Source organism: Enterobacter cloacae complex sp. IR5403 (assembly GCF_049238705.1).
Taxonomy (GTDB): Bacteria; Pseudomonadota; Gammaproteobacteria; order Enterobacterales; family Enterobacteriaceae; genus Enterobacter; species Enterobacter hormaechei_C.
On record NZ_JBMKHP010000005.1, the window covers coordinates 159,625 to 177,763 of the forward strand.

Consider the following 18,139-nt stretch of genomic DNA (forward strand, 5'->3'; position numbering starts at 1 on the left):
GATTTACCCCGCGTACTGCATGGTGGACCACCACTCGGCATCGGCTTCAATTTCGCCCTGCGCGTTGACGTGGGGGTAAGGCAATTTCTTCTGCTTCGCAACGCGAGCCAGCACCGGATAGCCACCTTCAAACAGCAGGCGCTGCTGCTCCTCTTCCGGCAGCATGCTGTTGCTGCGCTCGTACATTCCGGCATTCTGACGCTGGCGCTGCGCTTCATACAGGATCAGCGCCGAGGCGACCGACACGTTGAGTGACTGGACCATGCCGATCATCGGAATGATGATGTCCCGGTCGGCCAAATCCAGTGCTTCCTGCGTGATCCCCGTTTTCTCCTGGCCCATTAAAATGCAGGTCGGACGGGTGTAGTCGATCTCACGGAAATCCACGGCTTTAGCAGAGAGGTTGGTTGCCAGAACCTGCATGCCACGCCCTTTCAGGTGCGAGACCGCTTCACCAATAGTCTGGTGAGTTTTCACGGATACCCAGCTGTTGCTGCCTGCGGCGGTGGAGGCCATGGTACGCATACGTGCGCCTGGCCAGACGGCGTGGACTTCATGCACGCCGACGGCATCTGCGGTGCGGACGATAGCAGAGACGTTATGAGGTTTATGGACCTGCTCCATGCAGACCGTCAGATCAGGCTGACGCCTGGCGAGCATTTCGCAGATTCGCTCGTAACGTTTTGAATTCATAATGCTAGTTTCGGTTTCGGGTGACTTTAATGACATCCGGCATCACGCGGATCTTGCGCATAATATTCGCCAGATGCACGCGGTCACGGGCGGTCAGGCGAATAAAGGCGCTGTAAACGCGGCCATCTTTTTCTTCCGTATTCAGGCTTTGAATGTTGGATGAGGCCGTGTTGATCGCTGCCGTCAGGTTCGCCAGTGCACCCTGGTGGTTGAACATATCCACCTTGATTTCAGTGATAAATTCCTGCGCCGTCTCTTTATCCCACTCGACCGCCATGAACTTCTCTGGCTCTTTCTGATAGCCACGGATGTTACGGCAGGATTCGTGGTGGATCACCAGCCCTTTACCCGGGCTGACGTGCGCAATAATCGGGTCGCCCGGGATAGGACGGCAGCATTTGGCGAAGGTGATGAGCACCCCGTCAGCGCCTTTGATCGGCAGGTGACCATGATTTTGCGTGGTGGCAGGAACGGCTGTCGTTTCGCCTTGTTGCAGGTTCTTCGCCACGACCACGCTCATGGCGTTGCCGAGGCCAATCTCTGCCAGCAGGTCATCCAGCGAGGCGAGCTTCATACGCTCCAGCTCATGCTGAATGTTTTCTGGTGGGATCTCTGCCAGTTTGCGGCTGCCACCCAGCGCGTGATTGAGCAGACGACGCCCCAGGCTAACGGAGTCGTCGCGCTTGAGGTTTTTCAGCAGCTGGCGGATTTTTGCGCGCGCTTTTGAGCTCACGACAAAGTTCAGCCAGGCGGCGTTAGGACGTGCCCCCGGCGCGGTAATGATCTCCACCGTCTGTCCGCTGAAAAGCGGCTGCGACAGCGGATAAGGCTGCCTGTCGACGCGGGCACCTACGCAGGCATGGCCGATATCGGTATGCACGGCGTAAGCGAAGTCGACCGGTGTCGCGCCCGCAGGCAGTTCGACAATGCGTCCTTCCGGTGTGAAAACGTAAATCTCATCCGGGAAGAGATCGGATTTAACGCTCTCGATAAATTCAAACGAGCTACCTGCGCTCTGTTGCAGCTCCAGCAGGCTCTGCATCCAGCGCTGGGCGCGGATTTGCGCGGTAGTGCTGCTTTCACCGCCGTGCTCTTTATAAGCCCAGTGCGCCGCGACACCCATCTCCGCCATTTGATCCATATCTTCGGTACGAATCTGCACCTCAACAGGGACACCGTGCGGGCCAATCATGGAGGTGTGCAAAGACTGGTATCCGTTCGCTTTAGGAATGGCTATGTAATCTTTGACGCGCCCCGGACGCGGCTTGTACAGGCTGTGCATCTGCCCCAGCACGCGGTAGCAGGTGTCTGAGTCGTGGACGATCACGCGGAACGCGTAGATATCCATGATCGAGTGAAAACGCTGCTCTTTGAGCACCATTTTGCAGTAGATAGAGTACAAATGCTTTTCGCGACCGCTCACGCGGCACGGAATGCCCGCTTCCTGCAAACGCCCTTCGATTTCAGAGAGGATCTTTTGAATCATCTCTTTACGGTTACCGCGAGCGGCTTTCACCACCTCTTTAATCACGCGATAGCGGTTCGGGTACAACGCTTCAAAACCCAGCTCTTCCAGCTCGGTTTTAATGTGATGAATACCTAAACGGTGCGCCAGCGGACTGTAGATTTCGAGGGTTTCACGGGCGATGCGGCGACGTTTATCCGGGCGAAGTGAGCCCAGCGTGCGCATATTGTGGGTGCGGTCAGCCAGTTTGATGAGAATGACGCGGATATCCTGCACCATCGCCATGATCATCTTGCGAAAGTTTTCGGCCTGCGCCTCTTTCTTGTCGCGGAATTTCAGCTTATCAAGCTTAGAGACCCCTTCCACCAGCTCGGCAACGCTTTTGCCAAACAGCTGTTCCATGTCCTGGTAGGTGGCAGGGGTATCTTCAATCACGTCATGCAGCAGGGCGGCCATCAGCGTTTCGTAGTCGAGTTTCATCTCGGCCAGAATACAGGCCACCGCTACCGGGTGCGTGATATAGGGTTCACCGCTTGAACGTGTCTGGCCCTCGTGAGCGTCACGTGCAACGAGATACGCCTGCTGAAGACGCTTAATCTGGTCTTCAGGCAGGTAGGTTTGAATCAGTTGATTCAGGCTTTCAAACAGATACAAGGGCGACCCGCAGGTTTAATTAACGACGACCTTCAGCAATAGCGGTAACAGCTTGTAATTCAGCGGCTTCCTGCTCTTGCTGCTCCTGGCGCTCACGCACGTCGAGGATCTGGTTGTTGATCAGACCTTCTTCGATTTCGCGAAGTGCAATAACGGTGGTTTTATCGTTTTCTTCCGGTACCAGCGGATCTTTACCGCCTACCTGCATCTGACGAGCGCGACGCGCGGCGACCAGCACCAGGTCAAAACGGTTACCAATTTTCTCTACAGCGTCCTGAACAGTTACGCGTGCCATACTTAAAATGCTCCACAGGTGAAGAAATGACTGGGCATGATACTGAAAGTGGGTTCAGTCTGCCAACAGTTTGGTGATTAATGCGTCATGTCGCTGCTTCTGGCGGCTCATACGCAGACGTTCTGCGCGAAGGATAGTTTTGAGATCGCTCAGCGCGGCATCAAAATCATCATTCACAATAAGGTAATCATATTCCGCGTAATGGCTCATTTCTGCAACTGCCTGCGCCATACGCTTCGCGATAACTTCTTCGCTGTCCTGGCCGCGACCACGCAGGCGGCGATCCAGTTCATCTTTCGATGGCGGTAAAATAAAGATACTGCGCGAATCCGGCATTTTCTTACGAATTTGCTGTGCGCCCTGCCAGTCGATATCCAGGAACACGTTCACGCCGGTCGCCAGAACCTGCTCAATGGTTTCACGCGAAGTACCGTAGTAGTTACCGAAAACTTCTGCGTGTTCAAGAAACGCGTCTCTGCCAATCATCGCTCTGAATTCGTCGTGATTCACAAAGAAATAGTGTTCACCGTGCACTTCACCCGGACGCGGTGCTCGCGTGGTGTGAGAAACAGAAACCTGCGTATCGTACAACGGTTGGGTTTTTAACAGTGCCTGAATAAGGCTGGATTTACCCGCGCCACTAGGGGCAGAAACAATATAAAGCGTGCCTTGAGCCATGAGAGTCTTTTGTATGTGTTAACGAAAAAGTCCTACATACGGGCTTATTATACACGTCGCCGCTGTGTGACGTAGCCTTTGTCACACTTTTTCCCCTGGATGATTAAATTTTGCGTGCCGTTTTCAGCTTTTACCTTCCTTTTGCTGCAATAAAAACAATGCGCTGAAGCGCGCTCGTAAAATGCAATTTTGCAGCTGGTCTGCGGCTCCCGGGCAGGGTATACCCTTCGCAAAACAGGGAGGGGTAATAATGGTGAAATGGATAAGCATACTGATGATCTTCTTAAGCAGCGGGGCGATGGCAATCTGCCCGGTCTGGTCACCGGCTAAAGCCGGGCAGGAGATCGCGGCCCTGAAGGCGCAGCTGACCCGCTGGAATGATGATTACTGGAAACAGGGCCGCAGCGAGGTGAGCGACGACGTTTACGACAGGCTTAACGCCCGCTTAAAACAGTGGCAGCGCTGTTTTCACGATGAACCGCTGCACGACGATCTTCCAGCTGCCAGTGGGACGGTGAAACATCCCTTCGCCCATACCGGCGTGCATAAGGTAGAAAGCAAGCAGGCGCTTAGCCGCTGGATGGCGACGAAGCAGGATCTCTGGGTACAGCCAAAGGTGGATGGTGTTGCGGTCACCCTGGTCTACAAAAACGGCAAGCTGGTGCAGGCGATTAGCCGGGGCGACGGCTTACAGGGGGAAGAGTGGACGGCACAGGCGCGAATGATCCCCGCTATTCCGCAAACGCTGGCCGGGCCGCTTGCCAACAGCGTGTTGCAGGGTGAACTTTTTCTGCTGCGCGAGGGGCATATCCAGCAGCGGATGGGAGGGATGAACGCGCGTGCGAAGGTAGCGGGAGCGATGATGCGCGCGACCGATCGCGCAGCGCTGAAGCAGACAGGCATTTTTATCTGGGCCTGGCCGAACGGCCCAAAAGCGATGAAAGCACGCCTTTCCGCGCTGGCGGAGGCAGGTTTTACCCTGACGGCCCGCTATACCCTGCCGGTTAAAAACGCGGCTGACGTGGAGGCGCAGCGGACGGCCTGGTTTAAGGCTTCGTTGCCCTTCGCCACGGATGGCATTGTGGTCCGCGCCTCGGCAGAGCCGCCTGGTGAGCATTGGCTGCCGGGGGAAGGGAGTTGGGTCGTCGCATGGAAATACCTTCCTGTGGCCCAGGTGACGGAAGTCAAAGCGATTCACTTTACCGTTGGCCGTACCGGGCGGATCACCGCGATTGCGCAGCTTGAGCCGCTGATGCTCGACGATAAACGTGTACAGCGCGTCAGCTTAGGGTCGGTTAACCGCTGGCAGAGGCTGGATATTGCCCCCGGCGATCAGGTGCTGGTAAGCCTGGCGGGACAAGGTATTCCCCGGCTGGATAACGTGGTGTGGCGCAATGTGGATCGCAGTAAACCGCAGCCGCCCTCATCGCGCTATAACGGCTTAACCTGTTTCTATGCCTCCCCGGAGTGCATGGAGCAATTTTTTGCCCGGCTGACGTGGCTAAGTTCCAGGCAGGCGTTAGATATCGAAGGAGTGGGCGAATCAGGATGGCGGACCCTCTATCAGGCGCATCGGTTTGAGCACCTCTTCTCCTGGCTACAGCTCACGCAGGCGCAGCTCACCGCGACGCCGGGGATACCGGCATCGCATGGCGCTGCGCTGTGGCATCAGTTTAACCTGGCGCGGGAGCGTCCTTTTATCCGCTGGATCACCGCGATGGGAATACCGCTGGCCCGGTCGACGCTCAGGGCGGCAGGGGATCGCACCTGGCAGGCGCTGAGTCAGCGAAGCGAAGCGGAGTGGCGGATGCTGCCGGGCGTCGGGCAGGAGAAGGCCCGCCAGATCGTAAACTGGCTACATCAGCCTCAGATTGATGCCCAGGCAAAATGGCTGGCCGCAGAGCACATCGGTGGATTTTAATCGGCATGCGCTTCTGAACAAACTGGTGAGGGGGCAAACACTTCCGCTGCCGTGAAATAGCGTATTTATGAGACGCGGTTTATATACGCAATAATTATGAATATAAATGAATCATTCATGATGAATATATTTTGAGGAAATATTATTCCCGATCCCGATTTCAGGATTTGCTCTGCTTGTGTTTTTATTTTCTTTGAGAGATCGGCTTAATTGATCTCAATCACTATTAATCGAGAGCAATAGCCAGGAATGAAGGGGTTATAGGTGATGTAGCCTGTATGCTGAACGAGGTGTTACTTTTAATTTCAGTCACTTAACTGTTTTATTAATAATATGTTGAGTTTTTCTTGGTTAACAATTGGTCATATTTATTCTGCCGGAAATCATTGCGTCAAATTATTATAAGAATTATCTTATCCAAAATTTTTAAGGTAGTTACCGCTGGGGTGCATTTCGCATCACTTCTGCGTTTTCCTTTCTTTTTGCGCCCCGTGAGGGGGTTAACTATCTGAACTCCAATTGAAGCAATTAAGGGTACCGAAATATATCCTGGCGGTTTATATGCGCTGGTGTTCAGAGCCCAGGGCTTTTACATGGATGATTTTCCGTCCCTGTCGGGCCGGAATTCAGCCCCGGGCTTTATGCCCGTTAACCGGGACCTGGTTTCCAGGTGCTCATATTTTCCTTCATTTGAATGAGGACCAAAAATGAAAAGGACGCTTTGTACAGTGCTGACGGCACTCACGCTGGCGACTGCCCTGCCTGCTATAGGCGCTACCACCGAAGCAGGTAGCACCAGCGCAGCAACAACCGGTACAACAACCGGAGCAACGGTGGGAACTACCGCTGGCACTACGGGAGGACTGGCGGCAGGCGCGATTGGGACAACCGCTGTTGTCACCACCGCTGCGATTGCCGGCGTAGCGACGTTAGCCGTTGTCGCGGCAAGCGACAGTGGCGATGACTCAGGCAATGGTACTTCCACGACGACAGTTACCCGCTAAGGCTGGTGCGCAAGGCGATATCGCCTTGCGCTGAACAGCGCAACGACTTGACCCGGTGGCGACAGCAAAGCCGGGTATTTAATTGATTTCAATGTTATTTAATCAAGGATTTCTGGTGAGACTGTTTATTCTGCTCATCATGACTCTGCTGATCCAGGGGTGTACGCCGAGCCAGCAGAGCATTATTGAGACCTTTAACGCCAGCCTGGACGGGCGCCAGGATGTGACGGTAACGGACGGGCAGATTCAGGCGCTCCCATACTCAACCATGTACCTGCGTCTGGATAATGGCCCGAGGATCCTGGTGGTTCTCGGATACATCGAACAGGGAAACAGTAAATGGTTATCGCAGGATAATGCAATGATCGTCACGCATAACGGTCGCCTTATCCACACGCTCAAGCTCCCTTATAACCTGCTTGAGGTAACCAACCTTGAGCACGATCCGCTGCGCCACACGCCGCAGCTCCGCGACGGCAGCCAGTGGTCGCGCGATGTGCGCTGGCAGGAAGAGGGGCGGTATCGCTCCGCACACCTGACCTCGCGCTTCTCCCTGAGCGGGATTGAAAACCTGTCCCTTGCCGGAAACACGCTACGTTGTCAGGTCTGGCAGGAGACGGTGCAGGCCGACGGCCTCGATCGTCGCTGGCATAACACCTTCTGGATTGATTCCGCCACCGGGCAGGTACGCCAGAGCGAACAGATGCTCGGCGCGGGCGTATTCCCTGTCGCCATGACGATGTTGAAGCCCGCCCCATGAACAGACTCAGAAAATGGTTACCTGGTGTAGGGCTATCTCTCTTCAGCCTGCCCGCCTTATGCGCAAGCGTCGTTACCGTGCATCAGCCGGGCAAAACGTGGTCTGCTGAACCGGCTGATACGCTCTCCCGGCTGGTCACCCAGCCGCAGCTGAGCAACGTCTGGTGGCAGGGCGCTGTCATCGCAACCCCTTCCGCCACGCGGCGCGCGCAACAGACGCAACAGCAGGTGCTGGCGTCGCTTTCAGCCTGGCAGAATCGCGCCGATGACGAGCGGATCGCGACCATTCGCGCTGTCGCTGCACAGATCCGCTCCCTGCGGATCGTCGGGCGGCAGTTTGTCAGCCTCGATCCAGACGCCGTGCGTACCGACGCCCGCGGCGATCGTTCCCTTGAGGGCCGTTACGATCTGTGGCTCTCGCCTGCGCCCCGCACCGTCACGCTGATGGGGGCGGTCGCCACGCCGGGGAAACGGGCCTGGCGACCGGGCGCAAGCATCAGGGATTACTTACAGGGGCAGCTGCGGCTGGCTGGCGCCGACAGGAATCACGTGACCGTTATCGATCCTGATGGCAGTACGGTTGTTGCGCCAGTGGCGTACTGGAATGCACGCCATATTGAAGCAGAGCCGGGCGCTGTTCTGTGGGTGGGGTTTGATCCCCGGGCGGTGCCGGACGATTTTACCGATCTGAATGAGCAAATCGTTGCGCTCCTGACGCGGCGGATACCTGACTGATGAACAAACTTTTTTTACTGAGCGGCCTTGCTCTGGCGATCTCTTCTGCCTGCCACGCGGAGCTGCGTACCTGGCCCGATCCGACCGGACCTTCACAGTCCGACTTTGGCGGCACCGGCCTGATGCAAATGCCTGACGCGCGCTTTGGCCGGGAAGGGGAATTCAGCGTCAACTACCGCGATAACAACCAGTACCGTTTTTACTCCTCTTCGGTCGTGCTCTTCCCGTGGCTGGAAGGGACAATTCGTTATACCGACGTCCGCACCCGTAAATACAGCAGCGACGAGGATTTCAGCGGCGATCAAAGCTACAAGGATAAGTCGTTCGACTTTAAGGTTCGTCTGTGGGAAGAGGACTATAGCCTGCCGCAGGTGGCGCTCGGCAAGCGCGATATTGCGGGTACCGGCCTGTTCGACGGTGAATATCTGGTTGCCAGCAAAATGGCCGGACCGGTCGATTTTACCTTTGGAATAGCCTGGGGATATCCCGGTAATAGCGACAACGTGGGCAACCCGCTTTGCCACGACAACAATAAGTATTGCACCCGCGGCGAGTCGCATGATGCCGGAGATATCAGCTTTAGCGATATGTTTCGTGGTCCGGCGTCGCTGTTTGGCGGCCTCCAGTATCAGACGCCCTGGCAGCCCCTGCGCCTGAAGCTCGAGTATGACGGCAACAATTATGCCGATGATTTTGCCGGCTCCATTAAGCAGTCGAGCCATATTAACGTGGGGGCGGTCTATCGCGTTGCCGACTGGGCCGATCTCAACCTCAGCTACGAGCGCGGCAATACGCTGATGTTTGGCTTCACCCTGCGGACCAACTTTAACGATCTGCGCCCCGCGCTGCGTGATAACCCGAAACCGGCCTGGCAACCGGCATCGGCAGGCGAGACGCTGGACTATACCTCGGCGGCAAACCAGCTCACCGCGCTTAAGTACAACGCAGGCTTCGATGCGCCGGAGATCCTTCAGCACGGCAATACCTTATACATGACCGGCGAACAGTATCGCTATCGCGATCCGCGCGAAGCGGTGGATCGCGCCAACCGTATTCTGATCAATAACCTGCCCGACGGGGTCGACACGATCGCTATCACCCAGCAGCGTGACCATCTGCCGCTGGTCACGACGCAAACCGATGTCGCCAGCCTGCGCAAACAGCTGGCGGGACAGCCGCTCGGCCAGGAGGAGGCGCTCAGGCAGCAGCGCGTCGAGCCTGTGGATACCACAGCGTTCGGGCACGGCTACCGTATTCGCGCCGATCGCTTCAGCTACAGCGTCAAACCGACGCTGGCGCAGTCGCTGGGCGGTCCGGAAGATTTCTATATGTTCCAGGTGGGGGTGATGGCCAGCGCCAGCTACTGGCTGACCGATCGTCTGCTGCTCGACGGCGGCGTGTTCGCCAACCTCTATAACAACTATGACAAGTTCAAATCCTCGCTACTTCCCGCCGACTCCAGCCTGCCGCGCGTCAGAACCCATATTCGCGATTATGTCAGCAATGACGTCTACATCAACAACTTACAGGCCAACTATGTCGATGCGCTGGGGCACGGCTTCTATGCCCAGATTTATGGCGGCTACCTCGAAACCATGTACGGCGGCGTGGGAGCAGAGGCGCTCTGGCGCCCGCTGGATAGCGACTGGGCGCTGGGCGTGGATGCGAACTACGTCAAGCAGCGCGACTGGGACGACATGATGCGCTTCACCGACTACAGCGCGCCAACCGGATTTATCACCGCCTACTGGAACCCGGCGAAGCTCAACAGTGTGTTGATGAAGCTGAGCGTCGGGCAGTACCTGGCGAAGGATAAAGGCGCCACCCTCGACGTCGCGAAGCGATTTGACAGCGGCGTGACGGTAGGCGTCTGGGCGGCGCTGACCAACGTCTCGAAAGAGGATTATGGCGAAGGTGGCTTTAGCAAAGGCTTCTACATCTCGATCCCGCTTGATCTGATGACGATCGGCCCAAATCGCAACCGGGCGGTGGTCTCGTGGACGCCTCTCACGCGTGATGGCGGCCAGATGTTAGGCCGCAAATATCAGCTCTATGACATGACGTCAGAACGCGAAACCCCGGTAGGGCAGTAGTACCGGATGAAACAGGCATTACTTAACCAGATGATTTTCCTGAATGAAAAACGTTAAATTTTCCGTGCTTGCGTTGGCTATGATGGCGTTAAGCGGTTGTACTATCGTACCGGGCCAGGGACTTAGCACCCAGGGCAAAGATATTATCGATCTGCCTGACAGCAATTACGATCTGAATAAGATGGTCAACGTCTATCCGCTCACGCCGGGGCTGGTGGAGCAGTTGCTGCCTGGCAAAGTCGACTCCCGCGCGAATCCTGAACTGGATCGCCAGCTTCAGAACTACCAATATCGCATCGGCGTCGGCGACGTGCTGATGGTTACCGTCTGGGATCACCCGGAGCTGACCACCCCCGCAGGTCAGTACCGTAGCGCCAGCGATACGGGCAACTGGGTGAATGCCGATGGCACGATCTTCTATCCCTATATCGGCAAAATTCGCGTCGTCGGCAAAACGCTGGCCCAGGTGCGCGATGAGATCGCCGCCCGGCTGGACTCGGTGATTGAGAGCCCGCAGGTGGATGTCAGCGTCGCGGCGTTCCGCTCGCAAAAAGCCTACGTGACGGGCGAAGTGGCTAAGTCGGGCCAGCAGCCCATCACCAACATTCCGCTGACGATAATGGATGCGATCAATGCGGCAGGCGGCCTGACGTCAGAGGCGGACTGGCGCCACGTGGTGCTGACCCACAACGGCCAGGACACGCACATTTCGCTCTACGCGCTGATGCAGCGCGGCGATCTCACCCAGAACAAACTCCTCTATCCGGGCGATATTCTCTTCATTCCCCGCAATGACGACCTGAAAGTGTTTGTCATGGGCGAGGTGGGTAAACAGAGCACCCTGAAGATGGACCGTAGCGGCATGACGCTGGCGGAAGCGCTGGGTAATGCCCAGGGCGTGAATCAGGATATGGCCGACGCCACCGGAATCTTTGTGATTCGTCCGTTGCAGGGCAAGCAGAACGGCAAAATCGCCAACGTCTACCAGCTTAACGCCCGGGATGCCACCGCGATGGTGTTGAGCACCGAATTTCAGCTTGATCCTTACGACATCGTCTATGTCACCACCGCGCCGCTGGTGCGCTGGAACCGCGTGATCTCTCAGCTTGTGCCGACCATTACCGGCGTACATGACCTGACTGAAACAGGGAGATATATCAGAACATGGCCAAACTAACGTTTAACGCCATCCTGGTGATCTGTACCGGCAATATCTGCCGCTCTCCCATTGGGGAACGGCTGCTGCGCCGGCTGCTTCCCACCGCCCGGGTCGATTCAGCGGGAATTTGTGGCCTGGAAGGGCGCACCGCCGATTCACAGGCGACAGAGATCGCCGCCGAACGCGGCACCCTGCTTGAGGGCCACGTGGCGCGCAGGCTCACCCCCGCCATGGTGCGCGATTACGATCTGATTCTGGCGATGGAGCTGGAACATATCGAGCAGGTCACGGCTATCGCACCGGAGGCGCGCGGCAAAATGATGCTCTTTGGTCACTGGACGGGCAGAAAAGAGATCCCGGACCCCTACCGTAAAAACCGGGACGCATTTGAATATGTTTATGGGCTGCTGGAGCAGGCCAGTCTGGAATGGGCGAAACGGCTCAGTTAATCACACGGGATAGTTACGTTTTATGTCAACAAATAACCTTCACGCCCATGATGCGTCTGCCGCGAATAACGAGATCGATCTGGTGCGCCTGTTGGGTGAGCTGCTCGACCACCGAAAATTTATTCTCATCCTTACCGCGCTGTTCACGCTGGCGGCACTGCTTTATGCGCTCTTTGCCACGCCGGTTTATCAGGCCGATGCGCTGATACAGGTGGAACAGAAGCAGGGCAACGCGCTACTCAGTAACCTTAGCGAGTTCATCCCTGACTCCTCGCCGGAGTCGGCGCCGGAGCTTCAGCTTCTCCAGTCGCGCATGATCCTCGGTAAAACGATTGATGACCTGAACCTGCGCACGCAGGTCAGTGAAAACTATTTTCCCCTTGTCGGACGCGGCTGGGCGCGGCTCACCGGGCAACAGCCTGGCATCGTCGATGTCAGTATGCTCAATCTTCCCCCTGTCGCGGGTCGGGCGCAAAAGCTGACGCTGACCGTCGGCGAGAAGGGCCACTATCAGCTGGAAGGCGATAACGTGACTTTACAGGGCGTCGTGGGACAGCCGCTGAGCGCGGCGAATATCGCCATTACCATTGCCGATATCCAGGCGAAGCCGGGTACGCAATTTACGATTACACAGCTGAGCGAGCTGGAGGCCATTGACGCGCTACAGCTGCGTTTTTCCGTGAGCGAGCGCAGCAAGGACAGTGGGATGCTTGGCCTGACCATCACGGGGGAAGATCCCGATGAGATGGCGCGCGTGCTTAACTGCATCGCCGATAACTATTTACAACAGAACGTGGCTCGCCAGGCGGCGCAGGATGCGAAAAGCCTGCAATTTTTGAAGCAGCAGCTTCCGCAGGTGCGCAGCGAGCTGGACCAGGCCGAGGAGAAGCTCAACCGCTATCGCCAGCAAAACGACTCCGTTGACCTTAACCTGGAGGCAAAAGCGGTGCTGGAGCAGATTGTGAATGCGGACAATCAGCTCAATGAACTGACCTTCCGGGAAGCGGAAATTTCGCAGCTCTACAAAAAAGATCACCCCACCTACCGGGCGCTGATTGAGAAACGCCAGACGCTGGAGCAGGAAAAAAACCGCCTGAATAAACGGGTATCGTCCATGCCGTCAACCCAGCAGGAGGTGTTGCGCCTGAGCCGTGATGTGGAGTCGGGACGCGTTATCTACCAGCAGCTGCTTAACCGCGAACAGGAGCTGAGCATCGCCCGGTCGAGCGCAATTGGTAACGTCCGCATTATCGATCCGGCCGTGACCCGGCCGCAGCCAGTCAAGCCGAAAAAAGCGCTGGTTGTCGTTCTGGGGGTTCTCCTGGGTCTGTTCGTCTCTGCGGGCTGGATCCTGGCGCGCAGTATGCTGCGTATGGGCATTGAAACGCCGGAGCAGCTGGAGGAGCACGGGATTAACGTCTATGCCACCGTACCGCTGTCGGAATGGCTGGCTAAAAAGATGCGTTTGCGCAAAAAAGATTTTATGTCCTCAGGGCTGCGCCATAAGACCAAACATATCCCCTTCCTGGCGGCGGATAACCCGGTCGATCTCTCCGTGGAGGCGATTCGCGGCCTGCGCACCAGTCTGCATTTTGCGATGATGGAGTCAGCGAACAATATACTGATGATCTCTGGCGCCACGCCTGACAGCGGTAAAACCTTTGTCAGCAGTACCCTGGCGGCCGTCGTGGCGCAGGCGGGCCAGAAAGTGCTCTATATTGATGCGGATATGCGTCGCGGGTATGCCCATGATCTGTTTAAGCTCGACAATACCTGCGGCTTATCGGAGATGTTGTCCGGTAAGGCGGAGTATACCCAGGGCGTTCAGACCTTCGATAAAGGCGGGTTCGATACCATCGTGCGCGGGCAGATCCCCCCTAATCCGGCGGAGCTTCTGATGCATACGCGTTTCCAGCAGCTGCTGGACTGGGCGAATGAACGCTACGATCTGGTGATTATCGATACGCCACCGATCCTGGCGGTCACCGACGCGGCGGTTGTCGGCCGTCGCGCAGGCACCACGCTGCTGGTCGCCCGCTTCGGGATGAACAGCGTGAAGGAGATGCTGGTCTGCGTACAGCGTCTGGAGCAGAGTGGCGTCAATACCAAAGGGGTGATTCTCAATGGCGTCGTTAAGCGGGCAAGCAACGCTTACGGCTACGGCTATCATCACTACGGTTACAACTATTCGAGTAACTGATTATCCGGCGCCTGCCCGCTCTGACATTAATGCGCATTGTGTTTGTAATGAAAAACGGGCAGGCCCAGCTTCAGGCGCAATGCCAGCATACGCGCGGTGAAGCCAAACAGCAGGGTGGAGATAACCACCACATCGTGGCTGGTGACATAGTGCTGCAAGGCGACATAAAGCACTGCCGCGGCAAAGGAGATGCCGGCATACAGTTCCTTCTGGAAAACCAGCGGGATACGTTTGCAGAACATATCCCGCAGCACCCCGCCAAACACGCCCGTGATCACGGCAGCAATGGTGGCGATAACCGGGCCTTCACCCATATCGAGAGCGATTTGTGCGCCAATGATGGAAAAAACAATCAGCCCAAGCGCATCCAGCACCAGGAACACGCGGCGCAGATGAGGCATCACCGGGGCCACAATCGTGGTTAGCACGGCTGCCGTTGCCACGATAATGACGTACTCAGGGTTTTTTACCCAGCCGAGCGGATAATGGCCAAGCAGGATATCGCGCACGGACCCGCCGCCGAGCGCGGTGGCTGTGGCAATGATGATCACGCCGAAGGTGTCCATACGGCGACGTCCGGCAGCGAGCGCGCCGGTCATGGCTTCTGCGGTAATGCCAATAAGATAGAGAATGTGAAGCAGCATAAACCCTCCGGAATGAAGAGGAGGAGATTAGCGATTTGTGCGGAAGATCACGATTGAGATTTTCTAAGGCGAGGGGATTTGCCCTACAGAAATTTATCAACGCATGCCAGGCAGGCTTGTGATACGGCGGGAGGAAAAGAAAGTAAGGCTAAATAAGGATTAGAAAAAGTAATGGGTGGTGCGAGGCAACACCACCCTGAAAGGAATTACTCGATATTCTGGATCTGCTCGCGCATCTGCTCAATCAGGACCTTCAGCTCAATCGCTGAATTGGTTACCTCTGCATTGATAGACTTAGACGCCAGCGTGTTCGACTCGCGGTTGAACTCCTGCATCATAAAGTCGAGACGGCGGCCTACCGCTTCTTTCTTCTTCAGAATGTTGTAGGTCTCTTTAACGTGCGCTTCCAGACGATCCAGCTCTTCAGCCACGTCCACACGCTGCGCCATCAGCACCAGCTCTTGTTCCAGACGGTTGTTTTCCAGCTGAACTTCCGCCTCTTCCAGTTTGGCGACAAGACGCTCACGCTGCCATTGCAGCACTTCTGGCATATGAGCGCGCACTTTAGCGACTTCGGCGCTCACGCCCTCAAGGCGTTGCTCAATCATCGCTTTCAGCGACTGGCCTTCGGTTTCGCGGGCAACGATAAAGTCGTCCAGCGTGCCGTCGAGTGCAGCCAGGATTTCAGCGGTAATCGCGTCCAGATCCTGCTCTCCGGCGGCCATCACGCCTGGCCAGCGCAGAATATCAACCGGGTTGATCTCGCCTTCATCGCTCTGCATTTTGACCCAGTTCGCCGCATTAACCAGCTGTTTCGCCAGTTTTTCGTTCAGGATCAGTTCGCCCTGTGCGCTGGCATCGGGCTCAAAACGCAAATTACATTCCACTTTCCCGCGGGTCAGACGCGTACGGATACGCTCACGCACCACAGGCTCCAGGCTGCGGAACTGTTCCGGCATACGGAAATACGTTTCCAGATAGCGCTGGTTTACCGAGCGCATTTCCCAGGTAGCGCTACCCCAGCTACCCTTGATTTCACGCCGGGCGTAGGCGGTCATACTGCGGATCATAGACATTCCCGTTTTTAAAGGAGAGATGGGGGGATTATAGCTTTCAGGGGCTTCTCAGGATAGGAATAAGCGTCCTTTATCCGTATAATGCGCAGCCACATTCGTTTCAAGCCGGAGAATCCATCATGCGTCCAGCAGGTCGTAGCGCCAACCAGGTGCGTCCCGTCACCCTGACCCGTAACTATACAAAACACGCTGAAGGCTCCGTGCTGGTTGAGTTTGGTGACACCAAAGTGCTTTGCACCGCGTCCATTGAAGAGGGCGTGCCTCGCTTCCTGAAAGGTCAGGGCCAGGGGTGGATCACCGCCGAATACGGTATGTTGCCGCGCGCAACCCATACCCGTAATGCCCGTGAAGCGGCAAAAGGTAAGCAGGGCGGCCGTACTATGGAGATCCAGCGCCTGATCGCGCGTGCGCTCCGCGCCGCGGTTGACCTGAAAACGCTGGGTGAGTTCACCATCACGCTGGACTGCGACGTGATCCAGGCCGATGGTGGCACGCGTACGGCCTCTATTACCGGTGCCTGTGTGGCGCTGGCAGACGCCCTGAACAAGCTGGTTGCCGCCGGTAAGCTGAAAACCAACCCAATGAAAGGGATGGTTGCTGCTGTCTCCGTTGGTATCGTTAACGGCGAAGCGCTTTGCGATCTGGAATACGTTGAAGATTCTGCCGCAGAAACCGACATGAACGTGGTGATGACCGAAGATGGTCGCATCATTGAAGTGCAGGGTACGGCAGAAGGCGAGCCATTCACCCACGAAGAACTGCTCACCTTGCTGGCGTTGGCCCGAGGGGGTATCGAATCTATTGTAGCGACGCAGAAAGCGGCGTTAGAAAATTGATTTTAAGGCGACCAATGAGTCGCCTTTTTTTTGCCTGTAAGACTGAAAAGACAAAGGAGCAAATCCATGAAATCGTATCAGCGCCAGTTTATTGAGTTTGCGCTTAACAAGCAGGTACTTAAGTTTGGCGAGTTCACGCTGAAATCCGGGCGTAAAAGTCCGTATTTCTTCAACGCCGGACTGTTTAATACCGGGCGCGACCTGGCACTGTTAGGCCGTTTCTATGCCGAAGCGCTGGTGGATTCCGGGATTGATTTCGACCTGCTGTTTGGCCCCGCGTACAAAGGCATTCCAATTGCAACCACCACGGCGGTGGCGCTGGCGGAACACCATGACCGCGACGTACCGTACTGTTTTAACCGTAAAGAGGCCAAAACCCACGGTGAAGGCGGCAATCTGGTAGGCAGTGCATTGCAGGGGCGTGTGATGCTGGTGGATGACGTGATCACCGCAGGTACCGCGATCCGTGAATCGATGGAGATTATCCAGGCTAACGGCGCAACGCTTGCGGGTGTGCTGATTTCGCTTGATCGTCAGGAGCGCGGGCGCGGCGACATCTCTGCTATTCAGGAAGTGGAGCGCGATTATGGCTGCAAGGTCACGTCGATTATCACGCTGAAAGACCTGATTGCGTATCTGGAAGAGAAGCCTGAGATGGCGGATCATCTGGCAGCGGTAAAAGCGTATCGCGAAGAGTTTGGCGTATAATTCAATTGCCTGGTGGCGCTACGCTTACCGGGCCTACCCGTTCGTAGGCCGGATAAGGCGAAGCCGCCATCCGGCGATGGCGTTACTGCAACTGAGCAGCCACTAACGGCCAGCGGGCGTCAAAATCGTCTGTTGGTCGATATTTAAACTCGCTGCGCACAAACCGGGAGAGCATCCCTTCGCAAAATGCCAGGATCTGGCTTGCCAGCAGGGTCTCATCCGTATTATATCCCTCGCCTTCCCGCATTTTCTTCTCGCGCAGAACCTGACGCAGCTGGGCTTCGATACGCTCAAAAAGCTGGTTTATACGGCCTTGCAGACGATCCTGTTCAAACATCAGCGCGTGGCCGGTCAGAATACGGGTCAGACCCGGGTTACGTTCACCAAAGCCCAGAATCAGCAGCACAATCAGACGCAGACGCGTGCTGGTATCTTTTTCATCCTTCAGAATCAGGTTGATGCGCGTGATCAGGCTGTCTTCGATAAACTCGATCAGGCTGTCAAACATCCGGGTTTTGCTCGGGAAATGACGATACAGCGCCGCCTCTGACACGCCCACAGAGGCCGCCAGCTTTGCGGTGGTGATGCGTTGACTGCCGTCGCTGGATTCAAGCATCAGAGCCAGAGATTGAAGTATTTCTTCGCGACGATTCCTTTTCGCGGTTTGTTTTTCTGCCATGTTACAAAATACCCCTGAAAATAAGCACTTGTCAGGCTGGCAACCACACAGCGACCCGCAAACTGACGTTTGCGGTTTGTTATTGCATTAT

At 56.3% G+C, this 18,139-nt stretch carries 17 protein-coding genes; 10 read left to right on the forward strand and 7 right to left on the reverse strand.

Annotated features, from left to right (window positions below; all coding sequences use genetic code 11):
• Positions 1–3: 3 nt before the first annotated feature.
• From trmH to gmk, 4 genes are read right to left on the reverse strand one after another with little or no spacing between them, the layout of a single operon-like run.
• Complete coding sequence (trmH, locus tag ACOTW6_RS09535; protein WP_003860922.1) at positions 4–693, reverse strand: tRNA (guanosine(18)-2'-O)-methyltransferase TrmH; 690 nt, start codon at positions 691–693, stop codon at positions 4–6.
• A gap of 4 nt (positions 694–697) precedes the next feature.
• A complete protein-coding gene (gene spoT, locus ACOTW6_RS09540) occupies positions 698–2,812 on the reverse strand; it encodes a bifunctional GTP diphosphokinase/guanosine-3',5'-bis pyrophosphate 3'-pyrophosphohydrolase (protein WP_003860921.1) in 2,115 nt (704 codons plus the stop codon).
• A 19-nt stretch (positions 2,813–2,831) separates the two neighbouring features.
• Positions 2,832–3,107, reverse strand: coding sequence for a DNA-directed RNA polymerase subunit omega (rpoZ, locus tag ACOTW6_RS09545; protein WP_000135058.1), 276 nt, complete (start codon positions 3,105–3,107; stop codon positions 2,832–2,834).
• A 54-nt stretch (positions 3,108–3,161) separates the two neighbouring features.
• Complete coding sequence (gene gmk / locus ACOTW6_RS09550; protein ID WP_006177710.1) at positions 3,162–3,785, reverse strand: guanylate kinase; 624 nt, start codon at positions 3,783–3,785, stop codon at positions 3,162–3,164.
• A gap of 250 nt (positions 3,786–4,035) precedes the next feature.
• On the opposite strand from gmk, the gene ligB reads away from it, so the two are divergent.
• From ligB to etk, 8 genes are all read left to right on the forward strand, one after another.
• On the forward strand, positions 4,036–5,706 hold the full coding sequence (gene ligB, locus ACOTW6_RS09555) for an NAD-dependent DNA ligase LigB (protein WP_213789112.1): 1,671 nt from the start codon (positions 4,036–4,038) through the stop codon (positions 5,704–5,706).
• A 707-nt stretch (positions 5,707–6,413) separates the two neighbouring features.
• Positions 6,414–6,710 carry a hypothetical protein gene (locus ACOTW6_RS09560; protein WP_017383628.1) on the forward strand — a complete coding sequence of 99 codons (297 nt, stop codon included), beginning with the start codon at positions 6,414–6,416 and terminating at the stop codon, positions 6,708–6,710.
• A 115-nt stretch (positions 6,711–6,825) separates the two neighbouring features.
• Positions 6,826–7,470 (forward strand): YjbF family lipoprotein, encoded by a 645-nt coding sequence (locus ACOTW6_RS09565; protein WP_121478470.1) that lies wholly within the window; start codon positions 6,826–6,828, stop codon positions 7,468–7,470.
• Positions 7,467–8,204, forward strand: coding sequence for a capsule biosynthesis GfcC family protein (locus ACOTW6_RS09570; RefSeq protein ID WP_239507214.1), 738 nt, complete (start codon positions 7,467–7,469; stop codon positions 8,202–8,204). The genes ACOTW6_RS09565 and ACOTW6_RS09570 overlap by 4 nt, the downstream gene beginning before the upstream one ends.
• A complete protein-coding gene (locus ACOTW6_RS09575) occupies positions 8,204–10,297 on the forward strand; it encodes a YjbH domain-containing protein (RefSeq protein ID WP_121478472.1) in 2,094 nt (697 codons plus the stop codon). Before ACOTW6_RS09570 ends, ACOTW6_RS09575 begins: the two co-directional genes overlap by 1 nt.
• 43 nt (positions 10,298–10,340) lie before the next feature.
• On the forward strand, positions 10,341–11,474 hold the full coding sequence (locus ACOTW6_RS09580) for a polysaccharide export protein (protein ID WP_121478473.1): 1,134 nt from the start codon (positions 10,341–10,343) through the stop codon (positions 11,472–11,474).
• Positions 11,462–11,905, forward strand: a complete 444-nt coding sequence (locus tag ACOTW6_RS09585; protein WP_023302880.1) for a phosphotyrosine protein phosphatase — start codon at positions 11,462–11,464, stop codon at positions 11,903–11,905. Before ACOTW6_RS09580 ends, ACOTW6_RS09585 begins: the two co-directional genes overlap by 13 nt.
• A 22-nt stretch (positions 11,906–11,927) precedes the next feature.
• A complete protein-coding gene (etk, locus tag ACOTW6_RS09590) occupies positions 11,928–14,105 on the forward strand; it encodes a tyrosine-protein kinase (protein WP_121478474.1) in 2,178 nt (725 codons plus the stop codon).
• 26 nt (positions 14,106–14,131) lie between these two features.
• On the opposite strand, the gene ACOTW6_RS09595 is transcribed toward etk, so the two are convergent.
• Both ACOTW6_RS09595 and ACOTW6_RS09600 read right to left on the reverse strand, forming a co-directional pair.
• Positions 14,132–14,749, reverse strand: a complete 618-nt coding sequence (locus tag ACOTW6_RS09595; RefSeq protein ID WP_015570045.1) for a trimeric intracellular cation channel family protein — start codon at positions 14,747–14,749, stop codon at positions 14,132–14,134.
• 206 nt (positions 14,750–14,955) lie between these two features.
• Positions 14,956–15,819, reverse strand: coding sequence for a YicC/YloC family endoribonuclease (locus ACOTW6_RS09600; protein WP_121478475.1), 864 nt, complete (start codon positions 15,817–15,819; stop codon positions 14,956–14,958).
• 125 nt (positions 15,820–15,944) lie between these two features.
• Here ACOTW6_RS09600 and rph point away from each other — a divergent pair, with 125 nt between their 5' ends.
• Positions 15,945–16,661 carry a ribonuclease PH gene (gene rph, locus ACOTW6_RS09605; RefSeq protein WP_015570044.1) on the forward strand — a complete coding sequence of 239 codons (717 nt, stop codon included), beginning with the start codon at positions 15,945–15,947 and terminating at the stop codon, positions 16,659–16,661.
• A gap of 66 nt (positions 16,662–16,727) precedes the next feature.
• Entirely contained in the window at positions 16,728–17,369 is a 642-nt protein-coding gene (gene pyrE, locus ACOTW6_RS09610) for an orotate phosphoribosyltransferase (RefSeq protein WP_017383621.1), read from the forward strand.
• An 82-nt stretch (positions 17,370–17,451) separates the two neighbouring features.
• Here pyrE and slmA read toward each other — a convergent pair whose 3' ends face one another.
• Positions 17,452–18,048, reverse strand: coding sequence for a nucleoid occlusion factor SlmA (gene slmA / locus ACOTW6_RS09615; RefSeq protein ID WP_003860901.1), 597 nt, complete (start codon positions 18,046–18,048; stop codon positions 17,452–17,454).
• Between the last annotated feature and the right edge of the window lie 91 nt (positions 18,049–18,139).